This is a genomic window from Streptomyces capillispiralis (assembly GCF_007829875.1).
Taxonomy (GTDB): domain Bacteria; phylum Actinomycetota; class Actinomycetes; order Streptomycetales; family Streptomycetaceae; genus Streptomyces; species Streptomyces capillispiralis.
On record NZ_VIWV01000002.1, the window covers coordinates 137494 to 153633 of the forward strand.

General features: G+C 68.7%; 13 protein-coding genes. 3 read left to right on the forward strand and 10 right to left on the reverse strand.

The window, feature by feature from the left end; genetic code table 11:
- Positions 1-82: 82 nt before the first annotated feature.
- Both FHX78_RS35860 and FHX78_RS35865 read left to right on the forward strand, forming a co-directional pair.
- Positions 83-1633 (forward strand): DNA primase family protein, encoded by a 1551-nt coding sequence (locus FHX78_RS35860; RefSeq protein WP_145872368.1) that lies wholly within the window; start codon positions 83-85, stop codon positions 1631-1633.
- A 186-nt stretch (positions 1634-1819) separates the two neighbouring features.
- Positions 1820-2431 carry a GNAT family N-acetyltransferase gene (locus FHX78_RS35865; RefSeq protein WP_167532029.1) on the forward strand — a complete coding sequence of 204 codons (612 nt, stop codon included), beginning with the start codon at positions 1820-1822 and terminating at the stop codon, positions 2429-2431.
- Between the two features lie 13 nt (positions 2432-2444).
- On the opposite strand, the gene tpg is transcribed toward FHX78_RS35865, so the two are convergent.
- From tpg to abc-f, 10 genes are all read right to left on the reverse strand, one after another.
- Positions 2445-3002 (reverse strand): telomere-protecting terminal protein Tpg, encoded by a 558-nt coding sequence (gene tpg / locus FHX78_RS35870; protein ID WP_145872370.1) that lies wholly within the window; start codon positions 3000-3002, stop codon positions 2445-2447.
- A gap of 6 nt (positions 3003-3008) precedes the next feature.
- A complete protein-coding gene (gene tap / locus FHX78_RS35875; RefSeq protein WP_145872371.1) occupies positions 3009-5276 on the reverse strand; it encodes a telomere-associated protein Tap in 2268 nt (755 codons plus the stop codon).
- Positions 5277-5564: 288 nt separating this feature from the next.
- A complete protein-coding gene (locus FHX78_RS35880; protein WP_145872372.1) occupies positions 5565-6719 on the reverse strand; it encodes a ParB/RepB/Spo0J family partition protein in 1155 nt (384 codons plus the stop codon).
- Complete coding sequence (locus tag FHX78_RS35885) at positions 6716-7879, reverse strand: ParA family protein (RefSeq protein WP_145872373.1); 1164 nt, start codon at positions 7877-7879, stop codon at positions 6716-6718. The genes FHX78_RS35880 and FHX78_RS35885 overlap by 4 nt, the downstream gene beginning before the upstream one ends.
- Before the next feature lie 360 nt (positions 7880-8239).
- The gene (locus FHX78_RS38025; RefSeq protein WP_268257237.1) at positions 8240-8374 is read right to left on the reverse strand and encodes a hypothetical protein; all 135 of its coding nucleotides are present in this window, start codon (positions 8372-8374) and stop codon (positions 8240-8242) included.
- Positions 8375-8743: 369 nt separating this feature from the next.
- On the reverse strand, positions 8744-9286 hold the full coding sequence (locus FHX78_RS35895) for a hypothetical protein (protein ID WP_145872374.1): 543 nt from the start codon (positions 9284-9286) through the stop codon (positions 8744-8746).
- A gap of 2 nt (positions 9287-9288) precedes the next feature.
- The gene (locus FHX78_RS35900; protein ID WP_145872375.1) at positions 9289-9945 is read right to left on the reverse strand and encodes a hypothetical protein; all 657 of its coding nucleotides are present in this window, start codon (positions 9943-9945) and stop codon (positions 9289-9291) included.
- 1229 nt (positions 9946-11174) lie between these two features.
- On the reverse strand, positions 11175-11351 hold the full coding sequence (locus FHX78_RS38090) for a hypothetical protein (protein WP_308439693.1): 177 nt from the start codon (positions 11349-11351) through the stop codon (positions 11175-11177).
- A 113-nt stretch (positions 11352-11464) separates the two neighbouring features.
- Positions 11465-12418 (reverse strand): aminoglycoside phosphotransferase/kinase family protein, encoded by a 954-nt coding sequence (locus FHX78_RS35910; RefSeq protein WP_145872376.1) that lies wholly within the window; start codon positions 12416-12418, stop codon positions 11465-11467.
- Between the two features lie 69 nt (positions 12419-12487).
- The gene (gene abc-f / locus FHX78_RS35915) at positions 12488-14140 is read right to left on the reverse strand and encodes a ribosomal protection-like ABC-F family protein (protein WP_145872377.1); all 1653 of its coding nucleotides are present in this window, start codon (positions 14138-14140) and stop codon (positions 12488-12490) included.
- A 500-nt stretch (positions 14141-14640) separates the two neighbouring features.
- Here abc-f and FHX78_RS35920 point away from each other — a divergent pair, with 500 nt between their 5' ends.
- Entirely contained in the window at positions 14641-16086 is a 1446-nt protein-coding gene (locus FHX78_RS35920; protein WP_145872378.1) for a hypothetical protein, read from the forward strand.
- The last annotated feature ends 54 nt before the right edge of the window (positions 16087-16140 follow it).

Below are 16140 nucleotides of genomic sequence, written 5' to 3' on the forward strand. Positions count from 1 at the left end.
GCCTATGCCGGGTGACGATCGCTTGAGTCGCTGTCAGTGACGCTGTCGGCACCGGTCGCGCTCTCGGCGCGAAGTCGGCCAGATGTCTGCCAGGAGGGTGTACGTGCTGCAGGGAACCGTTTCGGGAGCGGAAGGACTGCTCGATGTGACCGATCCGGCAGGGCGAGCCGCGCTCTTGGCGGTGCCCGCCACTGAGGCGTCCAGAGGGCCGGACCACACCTCCCCGGAGCAGCTGAGGGCCGGTCCCGGGTCCCCGGGCCTGGTGCCCGACAGCCTCGGTGACCGGGGCAACGCCGGCCTCTTCGTCGCACTGCATGGGCGCGACTTCCGCTACGTACGGGAACAGGGCTGGTACCACTGGTCGGGCTGGCGGTGGGAGAGGGACGAGGACGACGCCGTGCTGTGGGCGGTGGGCGACATGGCGGAATCGATGGCCGAGGTGGACGCCACCGGCAGATTCACCACCGCTGCGTTGCGGCGCAACCGTCAGCGGGCGATGTCGACTGCCGGTATGAAGGCGGTCCTCGCCCACGCGAAGGATGCGCCGGGTATCGCGCTGGACGCCTCGTCGCTGGACGCCGATGCCGCCGCCCTGTGCACTCCGACAGGAGTGGTGGACTTGCGTACGGGCCGCATGATGCCTCCCGATCCGACAGGGCGGCACCACTCGCGCAGTACCAGCGTTCCGCCCGCGGACATCCCTACGCCGCGGTGGTACCGGTTCCTCGCGGACACCTTCGGCGACGACGCCGAAGGCATGCGCATGATCTCGTTCTTGCATGAACTCCTCGGCTACTCACTCACTGGTGAAGTGACCGCTCAGGTCATCCCCTTCCTGTACGGAAAGGGCAAGAACGGCAAAAGTGTGCTGCTGGAGGTCGTGATGAGACTGCTCGGGGACTACGCCGACGCAGCGCCCCACGACTTCCTGATGGCCCAGACCTCCGACGGACCCCACACGGGCCTGGCGGAGCTGCACGGCCGACGCATGGTCGTGTGCTCGGAGTTCCGGTCCGGTGACCGCCTCGACGAGGCGAGGGTCGCTGCGCTCACGGGAAGCAGCCGCATCACCGTCCCCCGTCCGCGGCGAGACTCCTTCAGCTTCCGCCCCACCCACAAGCTGTGGCTGATAGGTAACCACTGGCCCGAGGTCGACCCTGGTGCTGTCGTTGTCCGGCGCAGGATGAGAGTCATCCCGTTCGAGCGGATGCCGATCGACGGCCGCAAGGTGGACAACCTCGCGGCCGTCCTGGTGACCGAGGAGGGGCCGGGCATCCTGCAGTGGCTGATCACGGGCGCACACCGCTACCTGAACGGAACGCGCGATCTGGCAGGACCGGGGAGTGCGGCAACGGTGGCGAGTACCTGTGCGGAGGTGCGAGACCCCGTCGGCAGGTTCCTGGAGGAGTGCTGCCGTCTCGACTCCTCCCTTCGGGTCGAGCAGACGCAGCTGTACGGCGCCTACCGCACGTGGTGCAGGGCCGAGGGTCATGTTCCGCAGTCCTCCCGGACCTTCGCCGTCCGTGTGAGGGAAGCGGTCGGCCTTTCGACCCCGAAGAACATGATCCTTTCCAACCAGCGGAAGTTCTATCCCGGTATCGGACTTGTCGCCGGTGTGAGGGCCACCGTGTGAACGGATCAGGGAGCGGAGCCGCAGAAGTGAACCACTCTGCCGCTCCTCCCGTTGTGCGGGTGGCAGGCGGATCGATGTGTACTCCGGCGCTGCGGCGGCCCTGATCAGGGGTCTCCTGCCGACAGTCGGTGATCGGTGAGTCGTCCCCTCGGAGTTGTCATGTGCGCTGGTCCCGCGGAGCAGTCAGTGCTGGTACTCGTCTCCGGCGAGCTGGCCGTGGTGCGCAGGGCGGTCCCGGAGGACCTCACCGAGGTGAACGCGATGCACGCACGCTGCACCACAGCTTCCCTGGTGCAGCGCTACCGTGCTCCCCGCGACGGCATCAGGCCCGCCGAATGGGCTCGTCTGACCGCTCCTTCGGCGGGCGCGAGCTGGGTCACGACACCGCTGGAGGAGCCAGGGCGCGTCATCGGCCTCTCGCACCTGATGCACACGGGAGGCGACGGAGTCCGGGAGCTGGGTCTCCTCGTCGAGGACGACTGGCAACGCAGAGGTCTCGGCATGTCGCTCGCCCAGTACGCCGTTCTGCACGGCGCCCGCACGGGCTGTCGCTCCGTCACCGTCCTGACCGCCGCGGACAACAGGGCAATGGAAACGATCGCCCGCCGCCTGGGCGCGTCCCCTCGGAACCGGGTGCGTACCGATGTCGAGTTCAGCATCGCGGTTGCCGGGCGGAGCGGTGGGCCGGCTGACGCGGTGAGGGACGAACGAGGAGGGACGGGTGCCGTCCTCGGGTACCGGTCCGGCATCCGTGCCGAACCGGTACCGGGCGCGGCCGGTGCGGGCTCGCCGACCTGACGGGTGCGGCGCGCTACAGCTCGAATTCCAGGTGCTCGATGTCCGTGAAGCGGACTTCTTCCAGGCTTCCGGCGCGGCGGCCGCCGTCCTGGAAGTAGACGTTCTTGAGCGCTTCGGCGGCGATCTCCCGCAGACGCTGGTCGCCGGCCCCCTGCTGCTGGGCGTCGAAGAGGCGGGCGGCGTAGCGGGGTGGGAGGGCGACGGTGAGGTGCCGGATGCGGTCCTGGTCGGTGCTGCCGATCGGGGCGGTGTAGCCGAGGCGGGCGCGGGTGTCGATGACGATGCCGCCGGTCGTCGCCGCGCGCTCCTTGGCCCTGGCCCGGATCTGCGGCTGCCACCGCTTCTTCACCTCGTGTTCCAGGCGCGCGGCGAGCTCCGGGCGGGGCTTTTTGATCTGGCCCTTCACATAGCGTTCGACGGTGCGCTGGGAGATCCGCAGCAGTCGGGCGACCGGCTTGGTGCCCTTGAGCTGCTTGACCAGGTACCGCATCTGCGCGCCCGCGCTCTTGGGAGCCGGGCGGGTGAACGCCTTCTGCACGGCGGCTTCCAGGCCGTCCTCGAACAGGCTCATGCCTGCCTACTCCCCGGTGTCGGTGTCGGTGACGGTGCCGTCCTTGATGTACCGGGCGAGGTTGAGCTCCGGCGCGTCGAACTGCTCGCGCACACCCTCGCCCCACAGCACTTCCTGAGTGCCCTCCCACTTGACCAGGCCCGGGTTGACGCCGAGCTTGAAGCCGCCCGGCAGCGGTTTTCCGTCCCGGTAGGGGAGGAAGTCGAGCGGGCTGGTGCCGTCGGTCGCGTAGACGACGCAGTCGGAGAGGATCGCCACCGGGTACTGCCCGGTGAACGCCGCGTGCTTGACGATCTTCCGGTGGAGGTTGATCCGGGTGCGGGAGATGACCGCCGCGCGGATGTCCGGCCGCCATGTCGGACGCGACAGCGCCCGCCACGGCTCGCCCGGCCGCCAGCCTTCGCCCCGGGGCCGCTCGCGCAGCTTGCCCAGACCGCCCTTGACGGTCGCCTTGATCGCCGAGACGACGATCGCCAGCTGGGGGTCGTGCTCCCGGTAGCCGTTCATCGCCGCGAGGAAGTCCGCCGGCTCCATGTCCGCGCGGACGCCGAGGTCGGCCATCGTCGCGAGGTAGGCGTCGCGCAGCCTATTGTACCAGCCGTCCAGGTAGCGGCCGTTCTCGTACCGGACGTATGCCTCGATGGGCCGGACGTCGTACCCCAGCTCCACCGCGTACGCGACCGTCGGCGTCGCGTACCAGGCCGGCCCCTCCGGACGGTCGCCGTTGGGCGTGAACGGGCTCGGCAACAGACCGGCGTCCAGCTCCACCCACGTGTCCTTGCCGGCCTTCACCCTCGACAGGTCGACGTGCGACAGGTCGACCAGCCACGCGCCGGGCAGCTTCGGGTCGAACACGGGCCGCTTGACGTGCGTGGGGGCACCGAGGCCGACGATCAGCCCGTTGGCTCCTGCGGCGAAGGCCATGTTGACGTCGATGCCGACCAGGTGGCGCCTGGTGCATTCGGCGTCGGTGAGCGGACGCGCCCAGTCGTACGCCTCCTCGAACAGCTTCTCGCCGGGGCCGCGGACGTGGAAGCGCGGCAGGTCCGCCAGGAGCGGGTGTCCGTCGGGGGCCTCGCACGGGGCGCAGTCGACCGGGTCCTTGCCCAGGCTGCCGGGGTTGTGCTCGGAGTGGCGCTTGCCGTCGGCGTCGGGTTCGGAGGCGCGGGTCGGCGGATGCAGGGCGGTCATCAGCTCCAGGCCGGTCACGGCGGTGGAGCCGCGCGGGGTCATGACCCGGGAGGCGTACACGCCCAGCACGCGGGCGAGGTCCGCCGGTGGCAGCTGCGCGGCCGCGCCCCAGTGGCGGGTGTCCAGCGCGTGCCAGGACGGGATGCACAGCTGGACGCAGGTGCGCTCGGAACCCTGCGCGGGGCGGTAGATGCGCGCCCACGGCCCGAACCCGCGCTTCGTCAGCTTCCAGTCGGTGCGCGTCAGCTGCTTGACGACCTTGTGGCTTTCCTGGATCCGCCCGGCGAGCCGCTCCTCATCGGTGAGGGTGACGGGCAGGCCGTACCGCTGGAGCGCGGCTTCGGTGAGCACGAGCAGCGGGTCGGCGTCCTTGCCCGGGCCGGACAGCCTCGGCTGCCCGAGCCCCGCCTCCTTCAGCGTCCACTCCACCAGGGCCGGGATGCTCTTGGCGGGCACGTCCAGGACCAGACCGCCGGTGCAGTACGCCAGGACCTGACCGTCCTCGACGTCGACGACCGCCAGCGGCCCGTTCTCGAAGCGCGGGTCGGTACCGTCCGCCGGGCGGCCGGGCGGGGCCGTCCTCTTCACACCGGGGCGGCGCGACGGCGACGTGCTCCCAGCGGTGCGTGCCGGGCGCCGCGTGGCCTGCCCGGGGGGCGTGGCGGACGTGGGGGGCTTGGGGGACGTGGCGGGCGCAGGGGTGGCGGTCCGGGTGTTCTCGGGTTCCGGCGCGACCACGCGTACGGCATCGGAGACCGGTCCTGTGGGAAGCGTCCGCTCCGCCGGAGCGGGCTCTGCGGTGAGCATGGCGGACACCGGGCCGGGGACGGCGGCGGGCGCGGGGTAGAGCTCCGCGAGCTTGCTCAGCAGCCGCGCGTACGCCTCCCGCTCCGGGCCGCGTGGCTCGACCGGCTTCTTGACCGACTCCCAGCCCGACACCGTGGCGCGGCGTACCTTCAGCGCGCCGGCCACATCGTCCAGCGTCAGCCCGTGGGCCTGACGCAGCCGCTTGCGCTCCTCCGCCGACGGCAGCGGAGCGCGGGACGCCACCAGCGCGTCGACCGCTTCGAACAGCTCGGACATGCAACACCTCCCGAGCGGCACTCTACTCTTCCCGCCGTACGCATCACGTACGTCTGGCGTATGGATCGCGTACGGAGTGTGCTCAGGTCCGCTCGCAGGGGGTGCTTGAGTGATGCCGGTGCTGCATGGGCGGGCGCTCTCCAGCTGCGGTTCGGTGTCCGGCACCGCGGGCGACCTTCTGCTGTGGAGCGTTCGGCAGGGGCGCCCGTGCGTCCGAGCCCTCTCAGTGAACGGAACAGCCCCGCTCGTCGCTCCTGAGAAGGACGAGCGGGGCCAAGGGGCGCGCTGCTACCGGGCTCCCAGCTCGGCCAGCAGTGTCTTGTACTCGTCCGGGTGCTGCTCCCGCAGGATGTCCATCCACATCCGGGCCCCTTGCACGAAGGTCTCGGGCTTCATCTTCCGGTGAAGGTGGTGTACGCAGTAGAAGGCGTCGTCATAGGGAAGTTGCTTCGGCTGCTTCGACGGCGCTGCCTCCGTCGCCGCCCCGGGCTCTCCCGCACCGGTGCGCGGTTCCGGAATGGACTCGGGAGTCGGCTCGCGGCCGGCGGGCAGCGAGGCCGCGCTGGGCCGGATCGGCGGGGAGGGCGGAGCGGCAGACCCAACAGGTGTGGCAGGCCCAACAGGCGCGGTGGGCGCGGTAGGCACGGTAGGCGCCTCCGGGATTATCACGCCGTGATAATCGGCGGGGTCCGCCGAACGCTCGACGACTTCCTGCGGCCGCGCCTCCGCCTTGAGGCGGGCCGCTTCGGCCCGTTCGTCCGCCTTGGCCTTCTGCTCCTCGGGAGACAGCTTGCCGAGGTTGCGGACGTGCTCCACCTTCCGCGCCCCGGTCACCAGGTCCTTCTGCAGCTCGGGAGTGAGCTTCAGCAGGGACAGCTTGCTGGAGATGGTGTTCTGTGGAATGCCCAGCCGCTTGGCCGCCTTGGTCTGGGAACCGTAGTAATCGACCAGGGTCTTGAGGGCGTGGGCCTCCTCCAGGTCGGTCATGTCGTCGCGGTGGTAGTTCGCGACGAACGCGGCCTCCAGCAGGGACTCGTCGGTGGCGACCCGTCCGTTGTCGACGCGGACCGGGATGGTGGCCATCCCGACGCGGCGAGCGGACTCCAGGCGGCGGTGGCCGTCGACGACGATGTACTGCGCCCCGTCGTCGATGTCGTCCACGCGGTCGGGCCTGTTGCGCAGGTAGGCGTCGACCGTAGCCACGGCGATGGGGATGATGATGCCGACCTCACGGACGGTCTGCACCGTCTCGTCGAGGTTGCGCAGATGGTTGCGCGGGTTGTCGGGGTTGTCGCTGATGAGGGTGACGGGCAGCTCGGTGATGGCCGCCTCGGTCGACTCCTGCCCGGCGATGGTCTTGTCGATGAGGTTGCGCCGGGAGGACCGGGCGCCGCGGGCCGCGCCGAACGCCGGTGCCGATCCCAGGGTGTCTGCCTTGCTCAACGGGTGGCTCCCCTCGCTACCTGCCGCATGGCTTCCGCCTGATCACTGTGGGGAGCGTACGTCAGCAACGGCATCCGCTTGCGGACCGCTTCACGCTGTTCCTTCAGATCGCCGATGACGGCAAGGACCTTCGGGTCGCCGAGAGACTTCCAGTTGTCCAGGGATGAGGTGGCCACGTAGCCGCGACGGGAGTCGTACAGGTTGACGACCAGTCCGAGGTAGTCGATTTCGAGGGAGAGGTCTTCGCAGAGGTCCTCGATCTGCTGGGCGAGCATGCCGTAGGCGGTGGCGGAGGAGTCCTCGGCGAGTACGGGAATGACGACCCCGGAGACGCCGACGGGCTCGCCGCGGCGCCGGCGCCCGTAGTAGAGGGCGGCGTCCATGGCGATGCCGAGGCTCGGCGGGCAGTCGATGATGATGACGTCGTAGTCGGCTTCCAGCGGGCGCAGGGCCAGCTCGAGTGCCGCTTCCTTCTGGAAGCCACGCTTCTGCATCGCCACGACGGCGATCTTCGCGTCGAGCAGGAACCCGTCGAAGCAGGCGGGCAGGACGTGCAGGCGCTTCTCGAACCGCGGATCGTCTATCACCACGACGAGGTCGCGCAGATCCCCACTGCCCTCGCCGCACATGTGGGAGACCAGGCTGTCGTGGTTGGGTTCGATCTGGGGGACTCCGAGCTGTTCGCTGAGGTGCCCCTGCGGGTCGAAGTCGACGACGAGGACACGCTTGCCTGCCTCGGCGTAGGCCTCGCCGATACCGGCGGAGATGGCGGTCTTGCCGACCCCGCCCTTCTGGTTGCCGACGATCTTCCGTTCGGGATCGGTGCCGCGGCCGCCGTGCTGGGGGGAGGGGTTCGCGTCGAGCCAGTCACGGATCGACTGGGCGAGACCCTGGGTGTAGGAGACCCCGCGGTCGGTGCAGACCTCCTTGAACTGCTCGTACAGACCTGGCGGCAGCCACGTGGAGAACGACTTCGCGCCGGCGGTGTCCACTTCGACGCCGCTGCTCGTGCCGCCGCGCCAGTCGTTGATGGCCGCCTCGACGGCGTCCTGGATGTCCAGGCTGAGCTCGGCGGCGCGGACCTTGAGTGCTTGCTGGAGCGCCGAGGGCAGCTTGGACGCTACCTTTTCCCGGTCTCCGTCGGGGTAAGGAGATGCCATGACGTCAGCATACTGACTCGTCAAGGTGTATAGACACCCTCTTTGCGGTTTCTGACGCCGTTTCACCCAATGGGCGCCCCCCCGGGTCCACCCGCCAACCCGCCCACACGCCCCACTCGATTATCACGCCGTGATAATCGTCGTCCGGCGTGGCCGACTCAGCGAACGCGCTTCACCAAACGTTCGCCGTGGAGCCGGAGCGCTGGGGGCCGCCGTGGCGACCGCGACGTTCCTCGCGACGACCCGCCCCCCCCGCCGAGTGTCGACGACGAGTTCCGGACCGATTCAGCGGTCTTCAAGCGCACCCTTTCGCTCACCTGCGCAATCAGGAGCGTGCGCTGATGTCACGGTCACGGATTATCACGCCGTGATAATCCGTGACGCCGCCTCGTCCTCCAGCGAGCCGCCGACGAAGGTACGTTCCGGCGGTGACGCCACGAGTTCGACCATGGTGCCGACGCGAAGGTCATCACCGACGACGCGCGTCATCGCCATCGCACCCGCCTACGCCGCACCGATCGGCGCATGGCTTTCTGGCAGCGCCTCTGCCTGGGTAAGCGTCATGCGCGGTCTGAACCCCGCGGAACGCGCAGCTGCGTTGGCCGGCCGATTCGTATCGACGAACCGAGCGCTCGCGTCTCACCCAATCCGGCCCACGCCGGTCAGCGAAGCTGTCCAGCGGGGCCCGACCGCTCCTGCACCAGGTGCTGAGGCACCGGTCGTCCGGCTCGGAGGTACCAGCACGACGGCGGCGTGAAGATTTTTCTGTGGTGTCGGCCCGAGTGGGAAGGTAAGCTGTTCGTCGAAACCTAGACACATTGAGGCCCCCGCTCCGGCGGGGGCCTCAATGGTGTGCCGCTCGTGTCACGAACGGGACGGCTTCCGCCTCGACCGCCCTCTGGCTGTCGAGAGGCTCAGCACGTCCGCGGCCCCCTCGGCAACGGCCTTGGCCGGCTTCGGACTGCCGGACGAACTCCTGCGGCCCAGGCGCTTCTCCTTCTTCTCCCGCTCGGCCTGGGCGACGGAGGCGTCGTAGCGCTCCTGGTAGTCGTCGACGTCGAGACGATCCGCGGGATCGAGTGTTCCGATGGCCTCCAAGTGCTCGGTGACGCTGCGCGCGCCACTGATCATCGGGTTGAGGTAGTAGATGCCCTTGGCCTGACGGAACACCAGCTTGGCGAGGATCAGGGCTTGCAGGCCCCGTCCCACCATGGAGCGGTGCACCTCCAGAGCTTCGGCCAGCTCCTCCTCGGTGACCAGGCAGCGCCCTCCCGGCTCCTGGGTCCCCAGGAGCCGGAAAAGCACTCGGTAGGCGATCCCGGGCATGGCGGGCATGTAGGCGAAGCCGTTGAAGGTGCCGTATGTCAGCTCCGGCGGCTCCGGGTTCGCAGACGCTGCAGTCCTCATCCTCACGCCTCCGGCTTCTTCTCCGTACGCTTGTTCTTGCGCGTCCTGGACGACGGTTCGGGCAGTTTCGCACCTGGCAGGGCCATGCCTCTGAACTCCTCGGGAACGGTGGGATCGAGCACGAGTTCATTGAGCAGGCTCAGCTGTTCCACCTGGACCTTGACGCTCTTGGCCGCCGACCCGCGAACGGGCTTCTCGATCAGTCGGTAGCCTCCGCGAAGGGTTACTGCGGGCTGTAGCTGGATCGATCCCTTCTTCGGCGAGTAGGCCAGCCCCAGCCTCTTCAGCTTGGACTGGGCCCGTGACACCTGGGCGGGGTCCATGTCCAACTCGGCAGCGATCTCCGCCTGCTTGAGCTCGACGGCTCCACCCACTTCCTGACTTCCCATCATGTACAGCAGCACACACAAGGTCACGTTGTCGTCCCTGAAGTACCTGGCGGACCAGCGCAGGAACTCCAGGCTGTCCTGGGTGAAGTACTTGCCGACGAAGTCGCCGGCCGTGACCGGAGGCTTGAGCTCTGCCGTATGGCCGACCGGCAACTCGACGAGGTTCTTCCTCGGACCGAGCGCGCCCGCGTACGGGCTTCTGGGGCTTGGCGCACGAGGTGGAGACGAGCCGGGAACCCGGCGGGGGTCCCCTTGAGGCTGTGCGGACATGTCGCTACGTGCTCCTCAAGATCGAAACCTAGACGCGAGCACAGTAGTGATTGCGCATATGGATAGCAACGACGCGACTTATCTGCGCGTTGGGCGTGTCGAACATGACTTCGGAGTCATGTTGACGGAGGTTCTGACACCCGTCGCGGGATTGCGCATCTACGTCGCAATCAATACGGGGCAGCTTGACCCCCCACACAACTTCAGCAGGCCAAAAATGACGTGGGAGTCATGTTCTGAGGCCTTGTCAGGCCCTCTGACCTGCGGTGATGCGGTCTTCTCTAATATCTATAAGCGCGGGTCCGTCTCTGGACGCTGTCCCTGAGCCGAGGTCGAGGGTCATCTGTTCGGCATCGTCGTCACCCTGTCGCCAGCGACGATCGACGATCGATGATCGACGAGGTGTGAGGTGTGAGGTGTGACGACGTGTACTGCTGTGAACCGGCCCGGACCCTCGCTGGGCCCCTCTTGGACCTGTACCACCGAAATCCAGCCACAGCGGCGCCGCAGCCGAACGATCAGGCGCGCGTATGTCTCCAGCAACCCCGTCCCCGTATCAGCCACGCTGCCTGCTTTTCAAGGACCCGACGAAAGCGGCCCGCGTCCCACAGTGAGCCGCCAGGGCACCAGGTAGTTGGCCCCCCAGACATAGAAGTCCCAGACTGGGTTGCTTCTGTCCTCCGAGCACAATGACCGTCGTCACAGCCAGCCGACGGCCTGCGTAGGTGCCCCGGGGAGTCGACGCGGCTTCACCCGGCTCCGCCACCAGGACCTGCTCGCCGAGGGCTTCGGAACTGCTGCCCGACCAGGCGAAGCCGGGCGGCAGGCGCGCGGGATTCCGTTGGCTGTGAGCTCATCGGTGGGCCGCACCACGACAGGGGCGGCAGCGCCCACGCCACCCCTGAACGACTCGTGGGGTGCGGCCCGACCCCTGAGATCAGCCGGGGAAACGGGCCGCCGACGCCGGGGCCAGCGCCACGCAGCCGGCGGCCACAGCAGGCTGTGTGCTCTCGACCCTGCACCAGGCCGGACACGATCCTGGCCGACAAGCCGTACTCCTCACGCGAGATCCGTGAGCACCTGAGCAGGCTACGGAGCCCTCCACCAGCCGGAGAGGTACACGGTGCTGTTGTTGTGCAGGGTGACACGAGCGGTGTAGTCGCAGCGCGACCGCGGAGTGATGCCGTAGGGGACCACAGCCCCTTGGTTGGGAGGAACGGCGGCACGCGTCAGCACTCCACGGCTTCCTGGCGGACGTGCCCCACCGGCTCGGCGCCGGCGCGTACGGGCCGGGGCAGCTCGGCCCAGACCGACCCCGGCTTGCGTACGGCAGGGGTCGGCACGCTCAGGGCCTTGGCGAGTTGGGGCGCGAGGTGGAAGCGGGCGGTGCGGTACTGGATGGCCACTTCGCCTTCGTGGGTTCTGCAAGGGGATCCCGCGGGGGGTGGCGCAGGTGGACCGCTGAGCGACCACGACGACGGCCTGAGTACCGGGCTCAGCTGTCAGCCGGCCGGTGTCATCAGCTGTTCATGCCACCGGCGAAGGGCGTCGTCTGCCACCGGTCGACGGCGGGCCCGAGGTACTCCATCAGCTCGGGCAGCTGCGGGACCAGCGTGAGGGCGGCGATGACCCGCAGCATGCCCACGGCGTTGACGAAGGCGAGCACCTCCTTGTCGAGCGGCCTCATGCCGTTGCGTCGTGCGCCACGGTTGTAGGCGGCTTCGTGCTCGGGTCCGAGAGCGGCCAGGTCCCACTCGACGGGCCCCAATGCGACCAGTTCGAAGTCGGCGTAGAGGTCGCCGTCCACTGCGTTGAAGATGTTCGCGGGCGGGGAGTCGCCGTGGATGGGCTGGAGGTCGATGCCGGGGAACCGGGTCTCGAAGGCGCTGCGTGAGCGTACGAGGGGTTCGAGGACCTGCCATTCGCGGCGGGCCCGGTCGAGCTCGGCCGCTCCGATCAGGTCGGGATGCCGGTCGAGCAGGACGAGGCTGTCCGCGATGAACCGCGGGTCGGCCGCGGACAGGAACTCCAGGCGGTGGCCCGGGTAGGCGCGCAGTGCTGCGTGCAGGTCGGCGACGCTCTCGGCGTTCTCGACGTAGTCGGGTTCCCTGTCCCGGGCCTCCTCGACGAACGGCCAGAACGTCATCGAGTACCCGTCGTGCTGCACGGGTTCGCGCGGCACGAGCGGGCTGGGGGCGATCACGGGGATGTTCCGGTCGGCCAGCCACCGTGTGACATCCAGCTCGTCCTGCTGGCGGCGCGCGAGGGCGGCCAGGTCGTCCGGGCGGGACAGGACGGTGGGGATCCGGGCCACGACCGGCGAGGGGGCCAGGTGGACGACGACCGAGAAGACGTCGTGGAGCACGGTGGGCCCGGTGATGGTCAGGCCGAGCCCGCGCCCGGCCTCGACTGCTGCCTCGACGGCGGCGGAGGTGCGGTCGGCGCGCTGTCGTGGTGTCAGGAAGGTGGTCATGGCTCATCCCTTGTCTCAGTGGATTGATGGATGTCAAGCGATGTGGGGCGAGCGGCGGGCCGGACCGGGTCAGCGCCTGCGGCCGGCGTGCAGTTCCAGCTGCTCGGCTTCGAAGCGCGCGCGGAAGTCGCGATCGTGCGAGACCGCGACCACCGCCCCCGGGTACGCCGCGAGCGCCGCCTGAAGGTCCTCGACCAGGTCGAGTGCGATGTGGTTGGTCGGCTCGTCGAGGAGGAGGAGGTCGGCGGGCCGGGTCACCAGGGTCGCGATCTGCAGCCGCCGCCGCTGTCCCACGGACAGGGCGGCGACGGGGACGTGCAGGTCCTGTTCGCGGAACAGGCCGAGGGACAGGAGGCGTTCGGCGTGCTCGTCCGGCAGCCCGGGCCGCCCGGCGGCGAACGCGGCGAGCAGCGGAAGCCGCGTGGCGTGCGCGGGCAGTTCCTGGGCTAGGTAGCCGATCCGGGCGGGCCGGCGCGCCGTGCCCGCGTCCGGCTGCAGGTCGCCCGCCAGGACGCGAAGCAGCGTCGTCTTGCCCGCGCCGTTCTCGCCCGTGACAAGGAGGCGCCCTTTGGACTTGATCGCCAGGAGCCCGTCCAGGCGCAGCCGTTCTCCGACCCGTACGTTGTGGAGCTCGGCGAGTGTGCCCTGGACGGGGCCGTCGACTGCCGACGGCGGCGCCGTCGTGAACCGGAGCGGTACGGGCGGCTTCGCCACCGGGTTGCGCCGCAGCCGGTCCAGTCGCTCCCGTACCGAGCGCACCTGCCCGCCGAGCTTCGCCTCGCTGGAGCGGCGGTGCTTGCCGAAGCCCTGCTTCGGGTCGCGGCCGGTGGCGGCCAGCCGCCTCCCGGCGGCCTCCAGCAGTTCCTCCGTCCGGGCCACCTCCTCGACCCAGTCCGCGTACCGCTGCTCCGCTCCACGCCGGGCGGCAGTCTTCGCGGCGCGGTAGCCGGCCCAGCCGTCGCCGTACCGGCGCACGGTGCGCTCGTCCCGGTCGACCTCGAGGACCGTGGTGGCGATGCGCTCCAGGAAGCCGCGGTCGTGGGTGACCGCGACGACGGTGCCGCGGTGTGCGCGCAGGTGTTCCTCCAGCCAGCGCACGGCCGCCGCGTCGAGGTGGTTCGTCGGTTCGTCCAGGAGCAGTAGTTCGGGGGCGGCGGCCAGGCAGCAGGCGAGCGCGAGGCGCGCCTGCTCGCCGCCGGACAGCGAGCCGAGCAGGCGCTCCCGGGTGATCCGGGCCAGCCCCAGCCCGTGCATGGCGGCATCCACACGGGCGTCCGCCCCGTATCCGCCGCGTTCCTCGTAAGCGGTCAACAGCTCGCCGTACGCGGCGAGTTCCTCGTCCGACGCGTCGGCGAGGGAGTCCTCCGCGGCACGGAGCCTTCGCTCCATATCGCGCAGTTCGGTCAGCGCGAGGTCGACGGCGTCCTGCACGGTGCGGTCCGCATCGAGGTCGAGGGTCTGGGCGAGGTGGCCGGTCCCGCCGGGAAAACGGACGGTGACCTCCCCCGCGTCCGGCGTCTCGGCCGTGGCGAGCAGCCGCAGCAAGGTGGACTTGCCGGAGCCGTTCTCGCCGATGACGGCGGCCTTCTCGCCCGGCCGGACGGTGAAGGAGACCTGGTCGAGGACGGTCCGGATGCCATACGACTTGGTAACGGACTTGACGGACAGCTGCGCCACCGCGGGGACGGTGGTGGGCAGGGAGGTAGGGGCGCGGTCGCGCATAGGGCTTTCCCTGGGTGTACGAAAGGTCTACGGGCAGCAGAGACGGCGGCAGGGGCCGTGCCCGGACTCAGACGAAGAAGAGGAAAGCCATGGCCCCACCATAACAAGACGAAGCGTCTCGTTTCAATGGGGAGCTTCTGCGTGAGCTCGGCGAACCACCGCTCCACCGGGTTCGGCCGGGACGATCTCGTCAGGGTGAAGCGGAGATCACCGGGGCCGGTCGGTGGAACTCCCCCCGAGCGCCACGTTCCGTGCCGTGGGCGCAGGTGGGGTGGCCCGGCTGCGGTCCTCCGCACGGGCCCGCAGCCGGTGACATGGTCGGAGCCCGGCAGCAGGTCATTCCCCTGAGACCCGGGCGGCCGGGGCGGTCACGAATTCCGGCAAGGCCGCATTAATGCGCCAAATATATCCTGGTGCGTGCAGTTTCGGGGCACCAGTCCGAGGTGACACATCGGGAAAGTCACCTTGAGACTCCATGACGCACACACCGGGGGAAACACATGCTCACCCATGGCGAAATGCAATGGCTTGACTTTCTGATGGGTGAGTGCGGCCTTCATCACCGTATCGACACTCCCGACCTGCTGAAGAGTTGGACCGTGTTGACCGCTCTGAGGGATCACGGATATGTGCATGATTTCCTGGAAGAGGGTTTCTCCTTATCGGAGCGCGCCGCCGAGGATTTTCCGGGTCTACTGAGGAACGGACCGTTCGGGAGTACCGGAGTGGGCGATGACGCGGAGAAGCGTGCCCGCGAGGAGTCGAGCGTTCAGATCCCGAAATACAGATGGAACCCTGATCCCGGCCCCGATGGCGCTCATCACGTCGCCTGCCTGGCGGCCAGCATGCGCGATCTCGATGATACGGGATGGCTGCGGAGCACGTGGCCCGACTGGCTGCACGAACAGGCCACGACGTTCAAGAGGATTCCGATATCGGATTCTCATTTCATGACGAATGACCGCATCCGTGCAGCGTATCCGGATGGGTACACCTCTCACGCTCTTGCTGCCCACGATTCCGCCAGGTCGCATGTGGCCTCACTCTCCGGCGACCTCCAGAAACCCTGGACGTTGCCCGACGGGAAGGAGAGTGAGGTCCGGCTGAACGCGGATGTGGTGCACTACTTGATGTCGAGAGTGACCGACCACCACAAGCTTCCGCAACGTGCCTTCCTGGTGGCGGCCAGCGCGATCGAGTTCGCCGAGCCCCTGTCCAAGTACTCGTATTCCACAGTTCTGTCCGGCATGTCGCTCCGTAACGGAGGGGTGGAGGAGTGGGACGAGGAACTGGCTTTCGGTCGAATCGGGCGAGAAGACCGCCGGGTCGACGCAGCCAGATGGATGTTCCACAACTTCCATTGCATCGCGGGGGCTGCCGACAAGCCGGCCTACCTGGAATCCAGGAACAACCCTTTCCGACTGGACAGGGTGGACTGTCGCACCGGCGAGGATCTCCCCGCCCGGTTCAAGATCTACTTGCACCCGAAGCTGAGCGAGATCGTCGAGGATTCATTTCTGAGCTGGTACTACGACGACGACCAGCCGACGCTGACCGGGCACCAGCAGGCCTACCTCACTCAGGCCCTCGATGAATCGTTCAGCGCACTGCCGCCCGAGGACCAGAAGATCGTCAGGACATGGCATGAAGCCAACGATGAGAATCCGGCCGTGTGGAACGGGTCATGGCGGCCGCCGGCTCATGCGGAGTGCGGTGACATACGTGACCGGGACCTCACGCGAAGAGTCGTCGCTTTCCCCGGAGAAGAGGTCTCCCTGTGCCGGGCACGCCTCGGCGGTGTCCATGCGGCCAACCTGGCGGATGCCGCCGCGCTCAGGCCGGGCGCGCCCACTGACACCAGGCCGACCCACGCTCCGGCCGGCCCCTCTCCGACCCATCCCGTGAGCATTCCGGCCGCGAATCAAGGGCCGAGGCAGGCGCGCTGATCGTGTGATCACCCGCTGCTGCGAGCACCGACGAGCATCAATCCAAGAAGGACA